Source organism: Oerskovia sp. NPDC057915, assembly GCF_042887685.1.
In the GTDB taxonomy this organism is placed as follows: domain Bacteria; phylum Actinomycetota; class Actinomycetes; order Actinomycetales; family Cellulomonadaceae; genus Oerskovia.
In genome coordinates this window covers 63,981-83,639 of the sequence record NZ_JBHVOS010000022.1, presented here as the reverse complement: position 1 = coordinate 83,639, position 19,659 = coordinate 63,981, and the positions used below count along the sequence as shown (strand labels likewise).

Genomic DNA, 19,659 nt, shown 5'->3' with positions numbered 1-19,659 from the left:
CCCACCCACCGCTCCCCCCCCCGGTACCCCCGGGGGGGGGGGCTCTTGCCTTCTACCCACCCCCCCCCCCACAGCTGCCCCGCACTCAGCGGGAGGGGGGACGTGGCGTCAGCGCGTCCCGACCAGCTCCTCGTCGGCGGCCGAGGCCGCAGGCTTGTCGGACGCGTTCGCGGTCGACGCGGTCGACGGGTCGGCCTCCGACGCGACGGACCCGTTCGAGTCGTCGGTCGAGTCGTCCTCGTCGTCCGTGAACAGGTCCTCGACGTTCACGCCGTCGTACTGCTCGACGTCGAGGATGCCCTCACGCTTGGCCACGACCGTCGGCACGAGCACCTGGCCCGCGACGTTGACCGCGGTACGGCCCATGTCGAGGATCGGGTCGATCGCGAGCAGCAGACCCACGCCCGCGAGCGGCAGGCCCAGCGTCGAGAGCGTCAGCGTGAGCATGACGATCGCGCCGGTCAGACCGGCGGTCGCGGCCGAACCCACGACGGACACGAACGCGATGAGCAGGTAGTCCGTGAAGGACAGGTCGATCCCGAAGAGCTGGGCGATGAAGATCGCGGAGATCGCCGGGTAGATCGAGGCGCAACCGTCCATCTTGGTGGTTGCGGCGAGCGGCACGGCGAACGACGCGTACTCGCGCGGGACACCCAGGTTCCGCTCGGTCACGCGCTGCGTGACGGGCAGCGTGCCGATCGAGGAGCGCGAGACGAACGCGAGCTGGATCGCGGGCCACGCGCCCTTGAAGTAGCTCGTGATCTTCAGCCCGTTGGCCCGCAGGATCACGGGGTAGACGACGAACAGCACGAGCGCGAGGCCGATGTAGATCGCGGCGGCGAACGTCGCGAGCGGGGACAGGAGGTCCCAGCCGTACTCCGCGACGGCGTACCCGATGAGGCCCAGGGTGCCGAGCGGCGCGAGGCGGATGATCCACCACAGGACGGTCTGGATGATCGAGAGCGCCGAGCGGTTGAACGCGAGGAACGGGTCGGCCTTCTTGCCCGACTTGAGCGCCGCGATACCGATGATCAGGGAGATCACGACGATCTGGAGGACGTTGAACGAGATCGACGTGCTGGCGCCCTCACCCTGCAGCTGGGTGCGCGCCTGGACACCCAGGAAGTTGCTCGGGATGAAGCCGTTGAGGAAGTCGAGCCACGAGCCGGAGCCCGAGGGCTCGCTGCCGTCGGCCGTCGACAACGTCGTGTTGGCGCCCGGCTGGAGCACGAGGCCCAGGCCGATGCCGATCACGACGGAGATCAGCGCCGTGATGGCGAACCACAGGATCGTCTGGCCCGCGAGGCGCGCGGCGTTGGTGACGTTCCGCAGGTTCGCGATCGACGCGACGATCGCGGTGAACACCAGCGGCGGCACGATCGCCTTGAGCAGCGTCACGAACGACGAGCCGATCGTGTCGAGCGTGGTCGTGAGCCAGTTCGGGACCTCGTCGGGGGTGCCCGCGCCGGATGCGGGGCCCATCGACAGGGCGACCCAGCCCAGCACGACGCCCAGGACGAGCGCGACGAGGATCTGGACGGTGAAGGAGGGGAGCTTGACGCGGCGCTTGGGCGCGGGGGCGCCGTTCGCGGACTTCTCCGGCGCGGTGGTGGCCGCGGCCTGCGAAGAGGAGGAGGAGGGCACGGTTCTGCTTTCTTCGTCACGGGCACGTGGGGTGCCCAGGGATCGCGAGGATCGCGAGAGGGAGGGAGCGCAGTCGTCCCGGCCCGGGAGGTGAGGGAAGCCCCGACGCGACGGCGTGCCCCCGAGGACGGGTGCACGCGCTCCACGGCGCAGAGGCTCACGTTCTGCGAAGCAGGGCGAGCGACGGCGTGACGGCGTCAGGAGGGTGGGGAGGACTGCTGTGCGGGCCTGCGGCCCAGCGGTTCAGTGGGTCAACAACAGAGCGCGCTGGCGACTCGTCGCAGATCGACGTCACGGCGCGCGGTGAAGTTCCACCGGTTCAGCAAGGATTCGACTCCCGTTCGGGCCGGCCCGGGGGCCGGCGGTGCAGGCGATCGTCGCCTGCGGCTACCGATGGTAGCCGAGGTGGGAACGTCGTCGGGCCACGGCCCTATTCCCTGGGACGGATGCGTCCCGTCACGGCACGCCGCGCGCGGCCCGTCAGGGCGCGTCGATGCGCAGCGGCGCGAGGTCCTCCGGGACCGGGCTCCGCCCCGGCCCTCCGGCCCGGACCCACCGGTGCAGGGACTCGCTCGACGTGTCGCCGGCCAGTCGCTCGAACCAGACGGGTCCGTGCTCGGCGCGCGCCTGGGGGGCGGGACGCACGACGACCACGTCACCGCGCTCGCACGCGTCGAGGCAGTCGACGAGCGTGAGCCCGGCGTCACCGGTCGCGGCGATGGCCTCGACGCGCGTGAGCTGGCCACCGGGCAGCAGGTCCGAGGAGCCGAGCGTCTCCCCCACGCACAGGCGGCAGACCGTGAGGCCGGGAACCGTCCGGCGGAGGCGTCGGGTCGCCCGCCTGTCGCGGTCGGTCGCGTCGTCGCCGGTCATGATCCCGTCCTCGCTTCGATACCCGGTACCCCCACGAGGTATCCGGGACGTCAGCCTAACGGTTCAGCCGGCGGCGCCGGTGTTCGGGGCGTCGAGGAAGGCCTTCAGGAGAGGGCCCGCAGTCACCGACCCGCCGTCGCCCGTCTCGACGAACACCGCCACGGCCAGGTCGCCCTGGATCGCGATCATCCACGCGTGAGCCTGGTTGCCGTCGCCGTACTGCGCCGTCCCGGTCTTCGCCCCCACCTCGCCCGGCAGGTCGGCGAGCAGCTTCCCGCTCCCGTCCGTGACGACCGAGCGCATGAGGCTGCGCAGCGTCGCGGCCTCGTCCGCCGTGAGAGCGGACGGAGTCGGGGTCTCGTCCGCCGCGGGCGTGACCTCGGGCCGGACCAGGACGGGCGAGACCCGCTCCCCCTTCGCGACGCTCGCGGCGAGGGTCGCCATGCCCAGCGGCGAGGCCTCGACCTTGCCCTGGCCGATCAACGACGCCGCGTGCTCGGTGCCCTCGGCGGTCGCGGGCACCGACCCGAAGTACCCGGGAGCACCGAGGTCCGCCTCGACGCCCAGACCGAGGTCGGCGGCGGCGTCGTGCAGGGCCTGCTGCGTGACCGCGTCCCGCTGGGCGATCATCGCGGTGTTGCACGAGTTGGCGAACGCCGTGCGGAACGGCACGTCGCCGATCGCGGCCTGCGGGAACCCCGGGACGTTCTGGAAGGTCCGGCCGTCGACCGTGATGTCGGGCGTGCACGACACCACCGTGTCCGGCGTGATCCCCGAGCGGAGCATCGCGAGCGCCGAGGCCACCTTGAAGGTGGACCCGGGGGCGTACTTCCCGGTCGTCGCGGTGGACGTGCCGTCGCCTCCCGGACCGCTCGCCGCAGCGAGCACGTTGCCGGTCGAGGGCTCGATCGCGACGATCGCGCTCGCCGACGGGACACCCGACAGCACGCTCTCGGCCACGACCTGCATGTCGGTGCGCAGCGTCGTCGCGAGCGGCACGCCCGCGACCGGGTCGACCGTGAAGACGTCCTTGACGTTCTCGACCGGGTCGGGCTGCCCGTCGCCGTCCAGGTCCTCACCCGTGTCCTCGCCCGCGCTGCCGTCGGCGACGACGCTCACCGTGATCCCGGGCGTCCCCCGGAGCTGGGCGTCGTACTGCCGCTGGAGCCCCGAGAGGCCGATCGTGTCTCCCGCGACGACCTGCCCCTCGGACTCCTCGACCGCCTCGGCCGTCGCGTCGCCCACGCGCCCCAGGATGGCCCGCGCGAAGGTCCGGGTCGGAGCGAGGTCGAGCTCGCCGTCGACGACCGACGCGCCGTCGATCGCGCGGACCGCCTCGACGTCGATGCCCGCGGTGTCGTCGGTGCGGACCACGATGGCCTCGACGAACGCCTTCGCCCCGGCTCCGGCGACCTTCTGCGCGTACGCCTCGGCGTCGATCCCGACGGCGGCGCCCACCTGGCGCGCGACGGCGTCCTGGCGTGCGGGGTCGAGGTTCATCTTGTCGACGCCGATCCGGTAGACGGGGCGCGGCTCGACGATGGGTCCGCCGTCGGCGCCCAGGATCTGCGCGCGTTCGGCGCGCACCCGGGTGACGGCCAGGCGGTCACCGTCCTTGAGGTCCGGGACCAGCACGTCGGGCGCCCACGCCACGGCCCACTGCTCCGCTCCGCCGTCCGGCGCGTCCTGCAGCACGAGGTCGACCGTGGTCTCGTAGGTCCACGGCGTGGTGTCCGTGACGTTCCAGGTGTACGCGAGCGTGGCCGTCGCCTGCTTGCCCTTGTCCTCGCCCTCGGTGGCGACGTCGACCTTCGCGACGGTGACCGTGTGGTCGGTCCCGGCCAGCGGCTCGAGCACCGCGTCACGGTGCGCTGCGGCGTCGAGGTTCGCCTGGGTGAACGCGACCCCCTCGAAGTCGCCGTCCGAGATCGCGGTCGCGAGGTCGTCGGCGGCGCCGTCGGGGCTGGGGGCGTCGTCGCTGCACGCGGTGAGCGTCAGGGCGAGCACCGCCAGGGCGGTCGGGCCGAGCGCCCGCCGCCAGGTGAGGCGTCGCGCCTCGGTGTGCCTGTCGACCAGCTGCGTGCGAACCACGTGCTCCCCCTCGATGCCCTGCGGCAGACGGTCCGCCGACGGGTCGGCGGAAGAGTTGACCCGGGCGTCCTCGCCCGCCTGCGAGGCTAGCCCACGCCCGCGCGGGAGCGCGGCCACGGCGCGCACGTCCCCCGGAGCGTCACAGGTTCTCCGCGAACCCGGTTCACCGCGCCGGGACACCGAGCCCTTCCTACAGTGGAGACGACCGGAGGAGGCACGGATGCCGAGGATCCGCACGGGCCGGGGGCTCGACCGTCTCGTCAACTTCACCGACGCGTCGGTCGCGATCGCGATCACGCTGCTCGTGCTGCCCCTGATCGACCTCGTGACGGACGGTGAGGAGCACTCGGTCGCGTCCCTGTTCTCCGACGAGCGCGGCACCTTCCTCGCGTTCGGGATCAGCTTCGTGGTCATCGCGAACTTCTGGGTGGGTCACCACCGGGTGTTCGAGAACCTGCGGGACTACTCCAACGCGATGCTGTGGGCCAACTTCCTGTGGCTCGCGAGCATCGTCTTCATCCCCTTCACGACCCAGCTCCTGGCCGACGAGGGCACCGACGACCCGGCGGTCAACGCGCTGTACATCTCGGTGATGATCGTGACGACCGGCAGCCTGGCGCTCGTCGAGTGGCTGGCGGTCCGCGACCCCGACCTCCAGCACCCCGAGGTCCGGGGCGACCTCGAGGTGAAGGGAGCGCTCGTCGCGGTGCTCCTGCTGGTCGTGATCCTGGTGCTCGCGGTCGTCGCACCAGGGGTCGGGATGTTCTGGCTCTTCCTGCTGTTCCTGTCCGGGCCGCTGACCAAGGTGGCCGGGCGGCGCAGGGACGCCCGCGCGCCCGAGGACGGCGACGGCCACGGCGAGGCGCCGTAAGGCCCGCTACGCGGACGCCGGACGCACCGCCTCGCCCATCCGACGGACGGCCTCGGTCAGCACCTCCTGGCTCGTCGCGAGGTTGAGCCGCACGTGCCCTGCCCCGCCCGGCCCGAAGTGCCGTCCGTCGTTCAGGGCGACCTTGGCCCGGTCGAGGAAGAACCGGTACGGGTCGTCCGACACCGAGGACGTGTCGAGCCATGCGAGGTACGTGCCCTGCGTCGGCTGGTAGCGGACCTGCGGCAGGTGCTCCTCGAGGAGGTCGGCGAGGAGCAGCTTGTTGCGACGGACCCCGCGCAGGACCGCGTCGAGCCACGGGGTGCCTTCGGTGAGCGCGGCGACGTGCGCGATCACGGAGACGTGACCGACGCCGTGCACGACCTCCTCGGGGATGCGCCGCAGGTCGTCGGCCGCCTCGGGGCCGCCGACGGCGATCGCGGCCTTGAGGCCCGCGAGGTTCCACGCCTTGGAGGCCGAGAGGACCGCGATCGCGTCCTCGGCCCCGGCCACGGTGACGATCGGCGTGTAGGCCACACCGGGCGCCGTGATCGGTGCGTGGATCTCGTCGGACACGATGCGCACGCCGTGGCGACGCGCGAGGGCCGCGAGCCCCTCGAGCTCCGCCCGCGTGTGGACGGTGCCCGTGGGGTTGTGCGGGTTGCACAGCAGGTAGACGGCGCGGCGCCCGCTGCCGGGGCCGTTCCCGTTGAGGGTCGCGCCGGTCGCGTCGGCGAACGCCTGGTCGAGCGCGTCGAGGTCGAGACGGAAGTCGGACGTGAGGGGAGCGGTGACGATCCGGCGGCCCTCGTTCTGCGTGAACCCGAAGAACGGCGGGTAGACGGGCGGGCTGACCACGACCGCGTCCCCCGGCCCGGTGAGGACCTTGAGGATCTCCATGAGCCCGAGCATCACGTCGGGCACCATGCGCGTGCTCGACGGGTCGAACGACCAGTCCCAGCGGAGCTTCGCGAACCCGGCGAGGGCTTCGGCGTACGAGTCTCCGTAGTCGTACCCGGTGTCCCCCGAGCGCATGGCCTCGGTCACGGCGGCGACGACGGGCGGCGCGAGCTCGACGTCCATCTCGGCGACCCACAGGGGAAGCACGTCAGGGGCGTAGGCCCGCCACTTGAGGCTGGTCCGACGACGGAGCGCGTCCGGGGTGAGGGCGTCGAGCGGGTTGTCGGTCGCGAAGGGTGAGGTGGTCACGGGATCGAGCCTACGACGGAGCGTCGGAGGAGACCGGTCCTCCGTGCGCGCCCTCCGGGGCGCCCCCGCCAGGAGCGCTCAGTCGGTCGAGGGACGCCGGGCCTGCGCCCCGGACCGCTCGAACACGCCCTTGGGCAGCGCGAGCGTCGTCGTGGGCGTCTTGGTCCGCTCCGTGGCGCCGTCCCCGCGGGCCGGCTCGCCGTCGTCGGGCAGGGCGGCGCGTGCGCGACGCCCGTGCGCCGGGGGCGCGCCCCCGAGGACCGACCGGGCGACCCGCATCACCACGAAGGCGACCACCGCGAGCACCACGGCACCGATCACGACCTTCTGCAGGACTCCCGCGTACTCCTCGACCAGGTGCCAGCTCTCGCCCAGGGCGAAGCCCGCACCGACGAAGATGCTGTTCCAGATGAGGCTGCCCGCGGTCGTCAGGAGGACGAACTTCGGGAGCGGCATGCGGTCCACTCCCGCCGGGAGGGAGATGAGGCTCCGGAAGATCGGGATCATGCGGCCGAAGAAGACCGCCATGCTGCCGTGCTTGTGGAACCAGGCCTCGGTGCGGTCGACGTCCTCGAGCTTGACGAGAGGCAGCCAGCCGATGATCCGGCGGGTGCGCTCACGCCCGACCAGGGCACCCACGTAGTACAGCGCGATCGCCCCCACGAGCGACCCGATGGTCGTCGCGAGGACCGCGGCGAACACGTTGAAGCTGCCACGGCTCGCGGTGAAGCCCGCGAGCGGCAGGATGACCTCGCTCGGCAGCGGCGGGAACAGGTTCTCGAGCGCGATCGCGAGACCGGCGCCGAACACGCCCAGCGTCTCCATGAGCGACACGGCCCAGCCCGCGACACCACCCAGGTCGGGCTCGCTCGCGGCGGCCACGTGCACGAGGTCGACAGGGAGGTTCGCAAAGGGCATGCGCAGACACTATGTGCCGAGCACCGGACATTTCGAGCTCGGGCGTGTCTCCCCTGAGCACCTTCACGGGCTGTTCACCGTCTCGTGCCGGACGCGCCCCACGATCGACGCCGCGGCGGCGAGCCGATCCTCGATCGTCCCGTCGAGGAGGTGCACCGGGACGCCCGTCCCCGCGACCACGTCCCGCGTGATCTCCTCGGCGTCCCGCCGGAACGGCTCGCTCACGGGCCGGTCCTCCGGCGGGAGCGGGAACTCGACCGGCAGGAGCAGGAAGAGGTCGTAGATGCGCGCCGCGCGGGCGGCGGCCTCGCGCAGGAGGCCGGCCACGACGTCGGGCAGCACGTCGCCCTGCCGCACGTCGTCCGGCCGCACGTCGCCCTGCCGCACGTCGCCCTGCCGCACGTCGCCCTGCCGCACGTCGGACAGCGTCCGACGACGCAGCCTCACCGTGGCGTACACCCACTCGTGCAGGACCGAGCCGTCGGAGATCAGGTCGGGCGCCGCGGACTCCTGCTCGACGCGCTGGGCGTACCGCCGCAGGCACAGCTGGAGCACCTCGGCGTCGGTGCACTCGAGGAGCGACCGGGGCGGGGAGCCGACCGGGTCCCTCATCGCGTCCAGCCCGGGGACCGTGAGGCCCGTCCGACGACCCAGCCCACCCGACAGGGTCGACTTGCCGACCCCGTGGGCCCCCACCACCGCGACACGCACACCCGTCTCCTTCCGTCGTCCTGTCGTCCGTCGTCTCCTGCGGTCCGCCACCGCCCGCCGTCCGTCCACCCGGCGGCTCACCACTCAGACGGCCACGAGGGCCCAGCCGCGCCGGCCCCCCTCGACCGCGAGGGCCGCGCCGGGGGCCGCGACGACCGTCGGGTGGCCGGTCAGCCCCATGTAGCCGGCGTCGGACAGGTCGTCGCCGTACGCGGCCGAGCGTGGCAGCGAGATCTCCTCCCGCCGCGCGTGCTCGGCGACCGCCCTGACCTTCGCCTCCCCGATCATCGGGACGGCCACGTGCCCGGTGAACCGCCCGTCCTCGACCTCCGGGACGGTGACCAGCAGGTGAGCGCCGCCGAGGACCTCCGCGAGCGGGGCGAGCGCGGGGGCGAAGGACCCGCTGACCAGCACCACGACGTGCCCCGCGCGGCGGTGCCGCTCGACGATCGAGACGACCTGCGGGCGCAGGGCACCGCCCCCACCAGCCGTGCTGCCCCCGGTCCGCACCGAGGCGAACCACCGGCGACCGACCTGCTCGACGTCCTCGACCTGCCGTCCCGACCACCACGTGAAGTAGTGCCGGTTGCGCTCGGCCCGGGGTACCCCCGCCTCCCGCATCGCCGCGACGGTCCTCAGGAACGCGACGGCCTCCCGGTCCGTGCCCCGCTCGGCGGCGTCGAACCGAAGCAGCTCGAACAGCGTGACGCCTGTCGTCAGCGTCCCGTCGACGTCGAGGTAGGCCGCGGCCCGGGGTGGCTCGCTCACCCGTCGCCGCCTGCGGCGACCCTCTCCCGGACGAGCCTGCTCAGGCCGTCGAGGTCGCCCAGGCTCGCGACGTCGTAGTCGCTCACCTCGATGCCGTACGCCTGGCTCACGACGGCCGCGATCTCCGCGGTCGTGAGCGAGTCGATCGCCAGGTCGTCGAAGGTCGCGCCGGTGGGGCGCAGGTCGGGCAGCCCCGGGATCGCCCGGCCGACGAGGTCGGCGAGGGACTCGGGGGACGGGTCGAAGACGGTCTCGGTCATGGTGCGCTCCTTCTCAGAGGTCCTGGACGACGAGGCGTGGCCACGTCGCCGTCGCGGCGCCCCAGGTGGTTCCTCCACCGAAGGCGGTCAGCAGGATGCGTTCGTGCGGTGCGAACGTGCGGGCGTGCGCGGCCAGCGCCAACGGGATCGACGCGGCCGAGGTGTTGCCCGCACGGTCGAGGTGGATCACGACCTTCTCCGGCCCGATGCCGAGCGAGTGCGCCACGAGCCGCAGGATCCGTTCGTTCGCCTGGTGCGCGACGAACCAGTCGACGTCCTCGACCGACCACCCCGAGAGGGTGAGCGCACGACGCGACGACGACGACATCGCCCCGACGGCCGCACCGAAGACGGCCCGCCCGTCCATGCGGAAGTAGGCGTCGGACGCGTCGACGACCTCACGGTGCGGGACCCTCGAGCCACCGGCCGGGACGGTGATGAGGTCGTGGGCGCTCCCGTCGGAGCCCAGGTGGAACGCCCCGAGGCTCCCTGCCTCGTCGGGGTCGCCCCCGTCGACGACGACGGCCCCTGCACCGTCGCCGAAGAGGATCGACGTCGCACGGTCGCGCGGGTCGACGATCGAGGTGAACTGGTCGGCGCCGATCACGAGCGCCCGCCGGTGCAGCCCGGCGAGCACGGCCGCACTGGCCTGGGCGAGCGCGTAGACGAAGCCCGAGCACACGGCTGCCAGGTCGAAGGCCGCCGCGGTCCCGAGCCCGAGCCGGCTCGCCACCAGGGGGGCGGTGGCCGGGCACGACCGGTCGGGCGTGCTCGTCGCGACGACGACCAGGTCCACGTCGGGTCCGCCCGCGGAGGCGAGCGCCCGGCGCCCGGCCTCGACCGCGAGGTCGGACGTCGCGGTCCCCTGGTCGGCGAAGCGTCGCTCCCGGATCCCGGTCCGTGTCCTGATCCACTCGTCCGACGTGTCGACGAGCGCCGCGAGGTCGTCGTTGGTCACGACCCGTGGCGGCAGGTACCCGCCCACACCGCGCAGGACCGCTGCGCCCGGTCGGTCACGTGAGGGCATGTGCGAGCTCCCGCTCCTTCTCGTCGCGCACGTCGAGCAGGTCGTAGTCGACCTGCGCCCGGGCCACGGCCTCCTCGATGCTGACGACCCGCGGGAGGTCGTAGTGGTCGGTGATCGCCTGGAGCCGCTCCGGGATCGATCCGCCGATGCTCACGTTGGGGATGCCCAGCTCGGAGATCTCGCGCTGGAGCTTCTCGTCCGCGAGCCTCCGGAACCTCTCGTTGACCGGGCGGTGCCCGTCGGCCACGAGGGGGAACTCGATGGGCAGGTGCACGAACGCGTCGTAGCTCGCCGCGGCGTGCTGCTTCGCGGGGACGCCGAGCGCGTCGATGACCTCCTCGAAGAAGCGGATCGCGTCGGTGCGCTCGACCGAGTCCAGGTCGATCGAGTCGTTCGGGTTGATGCCCACCAGCACGCGTACCGTGCCGTAGACCCACTCGTGCAGCGACGAGCCGTCCGAGATGAACGTGTCGCCCAGGTGCGACTCGTTGACGGCCCGCTCGGTGTTGCGCCGGGTGATGAGCATGAGGATCTCCGCCGCGCTGCACTCCTCCAGCGTCTTGCCGGGGACGGAGATCGGGAGGAGCTCCCGCATCGTCTTGGCCGCGCTCCGGGGGATCCCGGTGAGGTGCGCGAGCGCGATCGTGGTGAAGGTCTTGCCGGACGAGTAGGTCCCGGAGATCGCGAGCCTCATGGCAGTTCTCTTTCCTCGGTGGGTGGGGCGGTGGTCGGTGGGATGGTCACGGTGGTGGTGAGGGGATGCGGTGAGCGACGTCGCAGTGCACGGTCGTGCCGTGCCCGACGACGGCGCGGGCTTCCCCGCAGCGCCAGGTCTCCCCGCGGAGCACGACGAGCCGCGGCCGGGCAAGGGCGACGTCGATCGGGTGGGGCGTGTCGAGCCAGAGCGCGGCGCCGTCCGACTCGACGACGGTCCGCCGCATCCAGAGCGTGCTGCTGTCGGCGCGCGGAACGCGGTCCAGCTCGTAGAGGAGCACCTGGGCGAGCTGGAGCGTGGCGACGAACGCCTCGACGAAGGAGAGGCTCGGACGGCCGGTCGCCCCGATGCCGAGGTCCTGGCCCACGGCCCCGGGGAGGGTGGTGGCGACGAGCTGCGCGTGCGCCTGGTCGTGGCCGACCGTCGCGACCTCCCGCAGGTCGACCGAGCGGCCGGCGTACCCGGCGCCGTGGACGCGGCGTGCCGCATCGCCCAGCAGCTCGTCGGGTGACGCGACGGTCAGGTCCACGCGCCCGGCGACCGCCAGGGGGCGGTGCACGGTGACCTCGACCGTCATGGTCCCGACGAACGCGTGGACGGTCACGTCCCGGTCCCGGCACGCGTCGTCGAGCCGGGCGGACACCGCGAAGTCCTGGTGGGCGCCCTCGACCGGCTCCTTCCCGGCGACGACCACGACGCGTCGCAGCTCGACGTCGACCAGGAAGGCGGGCGAGAACGTGGCGGCCAGCAGGATCTCGGCGGCCTGCACCGCCAGGACCAGGACGTCGGTGGTGCTCAGGTGCGGCAGCTGGTCGACGTCGCCCTTGGTCGACCAGTGCTCCTCGACGCTGATCGACCCGCGGGCGTCCAGCCGCGAGGCCGCGCCGTCGTGCCGGACGACGACGGACCGCAGCCGGGGTTCGGTCCCCCGGTAGCCGCTGCCGAAGAAGCGCGACGCCGAGGGGCCGAGGAGGTCGTCGATCGCCGGGAGCGCGGGGAGCGCCGTCGAGGTGCCGTTCTCGGGTGCCATGGTGTCCTCCGGGTTCCTCGTGAGCGTGCTGGTCGGTCGTGACTGCTCGGTGCCGCGGGGGCTGTGGTCGTCGGCCGGTCCCTCTCGCTGCGGGGTCACGCCCGGCCGTGCGGGACCGGCCGGTCGGCTCGCCCGGCGTCGGCGTCCGCGAGGTCGGTCGTGGACGGGGCCCCGCCAGGTCGCCGGTCCGCGGGCAGGAAGACGAGGATCAGGACCGCGGTGGCGAGGATCAGCACGGCGTTCACGAGCAGCCCCGCGTGCACGCCGCCGAGGACCGCCTCGCTCGTGGTCGGGTCGGCGAACCTCCCGGTGGCGAACGCGATCGCGACCGCGCTGATGAGCGGCGTCCCCACGGTGAACGCGATCTGCTGCGTCTGGCCCGCAAGCCCGGTCGCGAGCCCCTGCTCGGAGTCGGGGAGCCCCGACGTGACCGTCACCGTGTAGGCCACGATGACCAGGACGTGCCCGAACCCGCCCACGGCCGTGGCGAGGAGGATGTGGACGAAGCCCAGCGCCTCGCCCGTTCCGAGGAGGAGGAAGGTGAGGGTCGTGACGCCCTGCAGCGTCAGGCCGAGCAGCAGCGTCGCCTTGGCACCGATGCGGTCGATGATCCGTGCCGCGACGAGCCCTCCGGTGAAGGCCCCCGCGCCCAGCACCCCGAACGCGAGGCCCGTCGCGAGCGCCGACGTCTCGAGCACGCGCTGGAGGTACAGGGTCAGGAGGAAGACCTTGCTGCTCTCCATGGCGAACGTGGTGAACCCGGCGAGGTTGCCCCAGGAGACCGTGGGACGGCGCAGGATGCTCACGGCGGCCAGCGGGTGCGAGGACCTGCTCTCGACGAACCAGAAGCTCACGAAGGCCGCGACCGAGAGGGCGACGAGCCCGAGGACCGCGGGCGACCCCCAACCGGAGCGCTCGCCCGTCGAGATGCCGAGGACCAGGGCGAGGAGCCCCGTCGACAGGAGCGCCGCGCCCGGGACGTCGAGCTTCTGCTGCTTGCGCACACCGTCGTCCGTGAGGAGGAAGGGCGCCGCCGCGAGGATCAGGAGCCCCGCCGGCACGTTGATCAGGAACGTCGAACGCCACCCGAGCACGTCGGTGACGACACCGCCCAGGACGGCCCCCACGGCGAACCCGAGCGACAGCAGGGCCCCGTTGAGGCCCAGCGCACGGTTCCGCAGCGGGCCCTCCTCGAACGACGTGGTCAGGAGGGAGAGCGCGGCCGGCATCGTGATCGCCGTCGCGAGCCCCTGCCCTGCCCGGGCCGCGAACAGCACCCAGGGTTCCGTGGCGAACCCGCCCACGGCCGACGCCACGGTCAGCACGACCATGCCGATCAGGAACATCCGCTTGCGCCCGTGCAGGTCCGCGACCCGCCCCATCACGAGGACGAGGCTCGCCGCGGTCAGCGCGAACGCGGTCACGATCCACTGCAGGTCCGCGTCGGGTATCCCGAGGTCCTCGCCGATCACGGGCAGCGCCACGGTCACGATCGAGAAGTCGAGCGCGAACATGAACTGTGCACCGAGGAGCACGATCAGGACGAGTCGTTGGCGACCGGTGAGCGCGAGGTCCTCGCTGGTTCGTGTCATGTCTCGAGGATGGGCGCGGTCCGGCACGTCATCCAGAGCGGGGTTATAGGGGTGCTGGGACCACCAGGCTGCTCGCGTCCTCGGCGGGCGACCACGTGCGCCCGCCCTCGCCGGTGCGGCGCACCCGACCGAGGACGACGTCGGCGAAGTGGCTGCCCGCACCGACCGTCCCGGGCTCGCCGAGCAGGTCGAGCGTCTCGGCGCGCGTCGCCCGGGACCTGACGGGATCCTCCTCGAAGCACGAGCCGAGCGCGGGGAGCTCCACCTGGACGCTGCTGTGCATGACGTCGCCGAAGCACAGCAGACGTTCTCCCCGCGACTCCAGGAGATAGGAGGTGTGCCCTGCGGTGTGCCCCGGGCTGGCGAGCGCGGTGAGGCCCGGGAGGATCGGCCGACCGTGCTCGGCGACCTCCCACTCACCCCGTGCGAGGGCGGGGTGCGCGTCGAGCTCGGTCGACGACGCGACGTGCGGGACCGACCGCAGCGCGGCGCCCACGGGATGCTCCCCGTGCGCGAGCCACCCCGCGTGGTCCTCGTGCAGGTGCGTGAACAGGACCCGGTCGAGCCCCTCGAGGACGGCTGGGGACAACCGGGCGAGCCCGCCCCCGCGCAGCGTGCCGAGCGCAGGGTGGGTGGCGTCCGCGGCGAGCGTGCGGGGACCGAAGCCGGTGTCGACCAGGACCGACCAGCCGGGCGCCTCGACGAGCAGCGCACCGACCGAGCCGACGAGGTACCCGTCCGGGTCGAGCAGCCCGTGCGGGACGGACCGGTCGTCCTCGGGGAGCGAGAACCACCGTCGTGGGTGGAGCTGGACGGTCCCGTCAGGGACGTAGCGGACCCGGAGGTCCCCCACGCGCAGGACCCGGGGGCGCGCCGGTCGGTTCCAGCGGGTGGGCGCGCTCACCGGAGCCTCTGGAGCGCCTCGGCGGTCCCCGTCCCGGGCCGGGGCAGGTAGAGGAACAGCCTCAGGTCTTCTCCCCCGAGCGGGTTCAGGACGGTGCACTGCCAGGTCAGGCGGCCGATCTGCGGGTGGTCGTAGGTGATGTCGACGTGCGGCTCGACCCCCACGGAGTAGGAGGTCCAGTACGCGGCGAACTCCGGGGACGCGGCCGAGACCCGGTCCGCGAGCAGGTCGAACGTCCGGTCCGACGGGTAGGCCGCGGCCTGCCGACGGAGCTGGCCCACGATCATGCGCCCGACGAGGGCCCGCTGGGGATAGCGCTCCGCGACCCGCTCCTCGGTGAAGAAGTCGGCGAGGCAGTTGGCCCCGACCTGGCTGCCGAAGACGTGCTCGGCGAGCTCGTTGGTCGCGACGACGTTCCAGTACCGGTCGACGACGTAGGCGGGGAGCTCGGAGAACCCGTCGAGCACGCGCACGAGGTTGTCGCGCAGCTCGGTCGGGGCGCTCGACCTCGACGGGAGCCGCGTGCCGGTCAGCTCGTAGAGGTAGGCGAGGTCGCCGTCCACGAGGCGCAGGGCGCGTGCGATCGACTCGACGACGACCGCCGACACCCCGATCTCGCGCCCCTGCTCGAGCCAGGTGTACCAGGTGACCCCGACGTTGGCGAGGACGGCGACCTCCTCCCTCCGCAGGCCCGGGGTCCGACGTCGACGGCTCGGAGGCAGCCCGACGTCCTCGGGCTGCAGGCTCTCGCGCCGGGCCCGCAGGAACAGCGCGAGCGACCGTCGCCGCGAGTCGCCGTCGTCCGGTGCGACGCGGGGAACGGCGGCCTGCGTCGGGGCGCTCACGCGCCCACCCCCACGCTCGCGGCGGACCTGCGGCCGGGCCGTCTCGCGCGGGTGCAGACCGGCGCGGGGACATCGGGCACGAGGAGCGAGCGGACGAGCCCGGCGAGCGCGGGGGCACGGTGGAAGAGGTGCCCGTCGTCGACCGCGTGCTCGCGCAGCCGCCCGTGGGTGTACTCGCCCCAGCCGCGCATGAGCCGTGCGGTCACGACCTCGTCACGTGTCCCGTGGACGAGCTCGAACGGCGTGGGCAGGGCACGGACGGGCGGCGAGTACGCGAGCGAGCGACGCACCCCGGCCGTGGTCCGCTCGGCGAGGCCGGGGGCGGGCACGACCGTCGCACCTGCGCGGAGCAGGGCCGCGGCGCGGGCACCCTCCGGGTCGAGCGTCCCAGGAGGCGCGACGGCCGCGAGGACGATCGATCGAGGGAGCGGCTCGCCGCGCTCGGCCCTCGTGCGGCACAGCTCGTAGGCGACCAGGCCTCCCATGCTGTGCCCGTAGAAGTGGGCGTCGCTCAGGTCCGCGCCCGCCAGGCGACGGCCGACCTCCTCGGCGATGCTCTCGATCGTCGCGACCTCGCCAGGTCGTTCGAGGGCGAGCGGGACGACGTCGACCTCGGGGGCGAGCGCGGCGCGCAGGGGACGGAACCCGGCGGGGTTCCCTCCGGCGTGGTGGAAGCAGTAGATCGTGACGGGGCGCATGGGCGGTCTCCTGGGGCGTCGGGTGAGGGGCGAGGCGCTGGACCACCCTCGCGAGCGCGGGCTCGCCGGGTGGTCGTCGGCAGCCCGACATCGGTCCCCGCGCGCCGCACGGTCCGCCACGACGGCGCGCACGGGCCCGGCCGCACCTCGTGCGATGACGTCGTCCATCGCGCTCCCCCCGCTCTCCGCCCCTCCGCGACCTGTGGGCGGGCGGGACGCGCGGCGTCGCCCGTCCCGGTCCGGGACAGCAGACCTACCGTCCAGCGTCGCGGCGGCCGCCGCAACCCCTCCCCCTGGTCCGTCTCACCTGCCGGGCAGCCGCACCCGGGAGGGCAGCCGCACCCGGGAGGGAAGCCGCGCCCGGGAGGGCAGCCGCACCCGGGAGGGCAGCCGCGCCCGGGAGGTCAGCCGCGCCCGGGAGGTCAGTACCGCCAGCGCGACATGTCCTGCTGGTAGGTCCGGTAGACGACAGGCGACAGCAGCGTCGACGCCTGCATCGCAGCGTCGGGCCCCGGGTGGTCGCCCGCGAGCGTCGCGGTGGCCCGCAAGGAGTCGAGCGTGTGGAAGCGCAGGCCCTCGGGGAGGGGCGTCGCGGCGAAGAGGCGCGCTCCGCCGTCGGGCAGGCCGGCCGCCTCGTCCTGGCCTGCCGCGGGAGGCAGCGACAGCACGAAGCCCCACTCGCCGAACGACGGGACGTTGACCGACAGCGGGACCACGGTCCGCCCCGGCGAGCCCGCGCGCACGGTCGCCGCGACCTGCCAGAACGCGTGCGGCGTGAAGTACGACGACGTCGCCTGGGTCGCGTACACGCCCCCGGGCCGTAGGTGGTTCGCGACCATGGCGTAGAACTCGGTCGAGTACAGCTTGGCGATGCGCTCGTTGGACGGGTCGACGAGGTCGATCAGGACCGCGTCGAACGTCTGGTCCGTGGTGTCCATGAAGCGGAACGCGTCGCCGTTGACGACGTGCACGCGCGGGTCGTCGAACGAGTGCTCGTTGAGGTCGCTCACGAGACGGTTCGTGCGCGCGAGCTCGGTCACGGCCGGGTCGAGGTCCACGACGGTGACGTCGCGGACGCTCGGGTACCGCAGGACCTCGCGCGCGAGCAGCCCGTCCCCTCCCCCGAGGATCGCCACGGACGCGGGCGCCGCGACCGAGGTGAGCGTCGCGTGCGCGAGCGTCTCGTGATACCTCGCCTCGTCGACCGACGAGAACTGGAGCTGGTCGCTCAGGTAGAGCCGGACGTCGTCGCCGAAGCTCGTCACGACGAGCTTCTGGTAGGACGTCGACTCGTAGTGGACGACCGGGTCCTGGTAGAGCCGCGTGTTGATCGCCCCCTCGATCGCGCTCGACGCCGCGAAGCACACCACGAGGAACGTGACCGTGAGCCAGCTGAACCACGTCCAGCGCGACCGCCGCCCCATGCGCCGCAGCATGAACACCGCGACCAGCACGTTGAGCAGCGCGACCGCGTACGCGGTCCGCATGAGCCCCAGGTACGGCAGCATGACGAACGGGAAGAGCAGCGACGCGGCGAGCGCCCCGAAGTAGTCGACCGCGAGGACCTTCGACAGCAGCCCGACGGACTCGTCGCGCCCGTGCTCCTTGAGCAGCGCGACGAGCAGCGGGATCTCGACCCCGATCCCCACGCCGAGCGCGAGGGACAGCAGCACGAAGACCAGCCAGTAGACCTCCGTGAGGCTGAACGCCGCGTAGAGGATCAGGACCGAGCTGCCGCCCAGCAGAGCGAGCGAGACCTCGTTGCGCACGAAGTTCAGGCCGGGGTTCGTGGCCAGGCGCGTCGCGAGGAGCGAGCCGATCCCCATGCCGAACAGGGTCAGGCCCGTCGCGACCGAGAACGCGACGACCGAGTCGCCGAAGAGGTAGGAGGCCGCCGTGCCGAGGATCAGCTCGTAGATGATCCCGCCGACCGCGACGAGCAGCGCGGCCGCGAACACGGTCGGCTTGTCCATCCCACGGCCCGACGGCGGCGCGTCCCCCGCGGGAGGCTGGCCTCCAGCGGGCGGCGCACCTGCGTCGAGCGGTTCGTCCCGTGCGGTCGGCGCGGGCTCCGTCTGCGTCTCGCCGGCCACGGTCAGGAGAGGATCGTCCCCGCGATGATGATGCCGATGGCGACGGCCAGCCCGGCGATCATGATCCCGAAGGCCGTGTTGTGCTCGTCGACGAGCTCGCGGTGCAGGTTGAGCTTGAAGAGGTAGTTGACGACCACGATCGTCAGGACGAGCAGGACGATGCCCAGCACCGAGTAGACGATCGTGGACAGGAAGGCGTCGAGGCGCAGCTCGGCGAGGCTCATGGTGGCTCCAGGGTGTGGTGGGGACGGGCTGAGGGGTCGTGCGCGGGGCGCCGGCTACTTGCCGAGGCCCCCGCCACCGCCGCCGTAGACCGAGCGGCGGTAGCAGGTGTCGTTCTCGGTCGGGACGAGGTCTCCGCTCGCGTCGTACTGCTGCTCGACCGTGCGGGGCGTGCAGTCGTCGTCGTCGACGTCGCGGTCGCCGCACGCGGAGAACAGGCCGATGCCTGCCGCGAGGATCAGCACGAACGCGACCACGGGGTTGACCTTGACGTCGCGCGGCGCGACCCGCTTGCCGAAGTGGGCCTTCTGTCCCTCGGAGTCCAGGACGGTGCCGTGGTACAGGTCGATGATGCGGTCGTCGAACTTCTCGAGCGAGAACACCGTGCGGTTCGCGCGGAGCTCGGCGTAGGCGACGCGCTGGCCCACCGTCAGGTCGTAGGTGAAGGAGCCGTCGAGCGACGCGATGGTCCCGACGCCGACCTCGGACACGACCGCGCGGTGCTTCGTCCCGGCGACCGTGACGGTCACGGTCTGCCCCTTGCGCATGCGCGTCGGGTCGAGCGCCTCCTCGGACTCCGCGGGTCGGTAGAGCGTGACCGCCTTGGTGTCGTGGTCGTACTCGACCCAGAAGTCGAGGTTCTCGTACCCGAGGACCTCCCACTCCTCCCAGTAGTACGTCACGCCGTCGCTCGGGTCCTTCTCGCCGTAGACGACGACGCCCTGCGGCAGCGAGCGCCACGGCGGCGCACCGATCAAGTGCTTGCCGAGCGACATGCGCGCCCTGGGCCGGCGCGCTCTCACAGGAGGGTCCGGACGGCGACGTCGGAAGCGGCGAAGGCCTCGCGCAGCAGGCTGCGCGTGTCCTCCTCGAACGTGCCCGACGACGGCGCACGGCAGGTCGTGAGGGTCACGTAGGCGGTGCCCTCCTCGGGCCACGTGTGGACCGCGAGGTGGGACTCGGCCAGGAGCGTCGCCATGCTGAACCCCTGCGGGGCGAAGCGGTGCGAGGTCTCGCCGAGCGGGGTCAGCCCGGCGCGGTCGACGAGGCGGGAGAGGCAGGTGCGGACGGTGGTCTCGTCGTCGAGGAGCGCAGGGTCCCCTCCGGAGATGTCGAAGACGTAGACGAGGTTGCGGTTGACCGGGTCGGTCGGCACATGTTCTCCCTGAGCAGCGGCTGGCCGCGTCACGG

20 protein-coding genes are annotated in these 19,659 nt (G+C 72.8%); 1 reads left to right on the top strand and 19 read right to left on the bottom strand.

Features of this window, described 5'->3' with window-relative positions; genetic code table 11:
• Positions 1 to 108: 108 nt before the first annotated feature.
• The 3 genes from ACFVQ3_RS15085 to ACFVQ3_RS15075 all read right to left on the bottom strand — a co-directional run bounded on the left by ACFVQ3_RS15085 (position 109) and on the right by ACFVQ3_RS15075 (position 4,608).
• Complete coding sequence (locus tag ACFVQ3_RS15085) at positions 109 to 1,644, bottom strand: dicarboxylate/amino acid:cation symporter (protein ID WP_387640592.1); 1,536 nt, start codon at positions 1,642 to 1,644, stop codon at positions 109 to 111.
• A 480-nt stretch (positions 1,645 to 2,124) separates the two neighbouring features.
• Positions 2,125 to 2,517, bottom strand: coding sequence for a hypothetical protein (locus ACFVQ3_RS15080; protein ID WP_387640589.1), 393 nt, complete (start codon positions 2,515 to 2,517; stop codon positions 2,125 to 2,127).
• Between the two features lie 63 nt (positions 2,518 to 2,580).
• Positions 2,581 to 4,608 (bottom strand): penicillin-binding transpeptidase domain-containing protein, encoded by a 2,028-nt coding sequence (locus ACFVQ3_RS15075; protein WP_387640586.1) that lies wholly within the window; start codon positions 4,606 to 4,608, stop codon positions 2,581 to 2,583.
• A gap of 220 nt (positions 4,609 to 4,828) precedes the next feature.
• Between ACFVQ3_RS15075 and ACFVQ3_RS15070 the strand changes: the two genes are divergently transcribed.
• Positions 4,829 to 5,479 carry a TMEM175 family protein gene (locus tag ACFVQ3_RS15070; protein WP_387640584.1) on the top strand — a complete coding sequence of 217 codons (651 nt, stop codon included), beginning with the start codon at positions 4,829 to 4,831 and terminating at the stop codon, positions 5,477 to 5,479.
• 6 nt (positions 5,480 to 5,485) lie between these two features.
• Here ACFVQ3_RS15070 and ACFVQ3_RS15065 read toward each other — a convergent pair whose 3' ends face one another.
• The 16 genes from ACFVQ3_RS15065 to ACFVQ3_RS14990 form a co-directional block, all read right to left on the bottom strand.
• Positions 5,486 to 6,685 carry a MalY/PatB family protein gene (locus tag ACFVQ3_RS15065; protein WP_387640580.1) on the bottom strand — a complete coding sequence of 400 codons (1,200 nt, stop codon included), beginning with the start codon at positions 6,683 to 6,685 and terminating at the stop codon, positions 5,486 to 5,488.
• Positions 6,686 to 6,763: 78 nt separating this feature from the next.
• Positions 6,764 to 7,603, bottom strand: a complete 840-nt coding sequence (locus tag ACFVQ3_RS15060; protein WP_387640578.1) for a DedA family protein — start codon at positions 7,601 to 7,603, stop codon at positions 6,764 to 6,766.
• Positions 7,604 to 7,666: 63 nt separating this feature from the next.
• A complete protein-coding gene (locus ACFVQ3_RS15055; RefSeq protein ID WP_387640576.1) occupies positions 7,667 to 8,314 on the bottom strand; it encodes an AAA family ATPase in 648 nt (215 codons plus the stop codon).
• 84 nt (positions 8,315 to 8,398) lie between these two features.
• On the bottom strand, positions 8,399 to 9,082 hold the full coding sequence (locus ACFVQ3_RS15050; protein WP_387640573.1) for an HAD family hydrolase: 684 nt from the start codon (positions 9,080 to 9,082) through the stop codon (positions 8,399 to 8,401).
• Complete coding sequence (locus ACFVQ3_RS15045) at positions 9,079 to 9,342, bottom strand: acyl carrier protein (RefSeq protein ID WP_387640570.1); 264 nt, start codon at positions 9,340 to 9,342, stop codon at positions 9,079 to 9,081. Before ACFVQ3_RS15045 ends, ACFVQ3_RS15050 begins: the two co-directional genes overlap by 4 nt.
• A gap of 13 nt (positions 9,343 to 9,355) precedes the next feature.
• On the bottom strand, positions 9,356 to 10,369 hold the full coding sequence (locus ACFVQ3_RS15040; RefSeq protein ID WP_387640567.1) for a beta-ketoacyl-ACP synthase III: 1,014 nt from the start codon (positions 10,367 to 10,369) through the stop codon (positions 9,356 to 9,358).
• The gene (locus tag ACFVQ3_RS15035) at positions 10,356 to 11,063 is read right to left on the bottom strand and encodes an AAA family ATPase (protein WP_377675379.1); all 708 of its coding nucleotides are present in this window, start codon (positions 11,061 to 11,063) and stop codon (positions 10,356 to 10,358) included. The genes ACFVQ3_RS15040 and ACFVQ3_RS15035 overlap by 14 nt, the downstream gene beginning before the upstream one ends.
• 46 nt (positions 11,064 to 11,109) lie before the next feature.
• Positions 11,110 to 12,114, bottom strand: coding sequence for an AvrD family protein (locus tag ACFVQ3_RS15030; protein WP_387640564.1), 1,005 nt, complete (start codon positions 12,112 to 12,114; stop codon positions 11,110 to 11,112).
• Between the two features lie 95 nt (positions 12,115 to 12,209).
• Positions 12,210 to 13,706: an MFS transporter gene (locus ACFVQ3_RS15025; RefSeq protein WP_387640562.1), complete on the bottom strand. Its 1,497-nt coding sequence runs from the start codon at positions 13,704 to 13,706 to the stop codon at positions 12,210 to 12,212.
• A 43-nt stretch (positions 13,707 to 13,749) separates the two neighbouring features.
• Positions 13,750 to 14,610, bottom strand: coding sequence for an MBL fold metallo-hydrolase (locus tag ACFVQ3_RS15020; protein ID WP_387640559.1), 861 nt, complete (start codon positions 14,608 to 14,610; stop codon positions 13,750 to 13,752).
• Complete coding sequence (locus tag ACFVQ3_RS15015) at positions 14,607 to 15,455, bottom strand: helix-turn-helix transcriptional regulator (protein WP_387640556.1); 849 nt, start codon at positions 15,453 to 15,455, stop codon at positions 14,607 to 14,609. Before ACFVQ3_RS15015 ends, ACFVQ3_RS15020 begins: the two co-directional genes overlap by 4 nt.
• Positions 15,452 to 16,153 (bottom strand): thioesterase II family protein, encoded by a 702-nt coding sequence (locus ACFVQ3_RS15010; protein ID WP_387640553.1) that lies wholly within the window; start codon positions 16,151 to 16,153, stop codon positions 15,452 to 15,454. The genes ACFVQ3_RS15015 and ACFVQ3_RS15010 overlap by 4 nt, the downstream gene beginning before the upstream one ends.
• Before the next feature lie 422 nt (positions 16,154 to 16,575).
• Complete coding sequence (locus ACFVQ3_RS15005; protein WP_387640550.1) at positions 16,576 to 18,126, bottom strand: polyamine aminopropyltransferase; 1,551 nt, start codon at positions 18,124 to 18,126, stop codon at positions 16,576 to 16,578.
• Positions 18,127 to 18,248: 122 nt separating this feature from the next.
• Positions 18,249 to 18,470: a DUF350 domain-containing protein gene (locus tag ACFVQ3_RS15000; protein ID WP_191790103.1), complete on the bottom strand. Its 222-nt coding sequence runs from the start codon at positions 18,468 to 18,470 to the stop codon at positions 18,249 to 18,251.
• A 54-nt stretch (positions 18,471 to 18,524) separates the two neighbouring features.
• Entirely contained in the window at positions 18,525 to 19,244 is a 720-nt protein-coding gene (locus ACFVQ3_RS14995; protein ID WP_387640547.1) for a hypothetical protein, read from the bottom strand.
• 23 nt (positions 19,245 to 19,267) lie between these two features.
• Entirely contained in the window at positions 19,268 to 19,624 is a 357-nt protein-coding gene (locus ACFVQ3_RS14990; RefSeq protein ID WP_387640545.1) for an S-adenosylmethionine decarboxylase family protein, read from the bottom strand.
• Between the last annotated feature and the right edge of the window lie 35 nt (positions 19,625 to 19,659).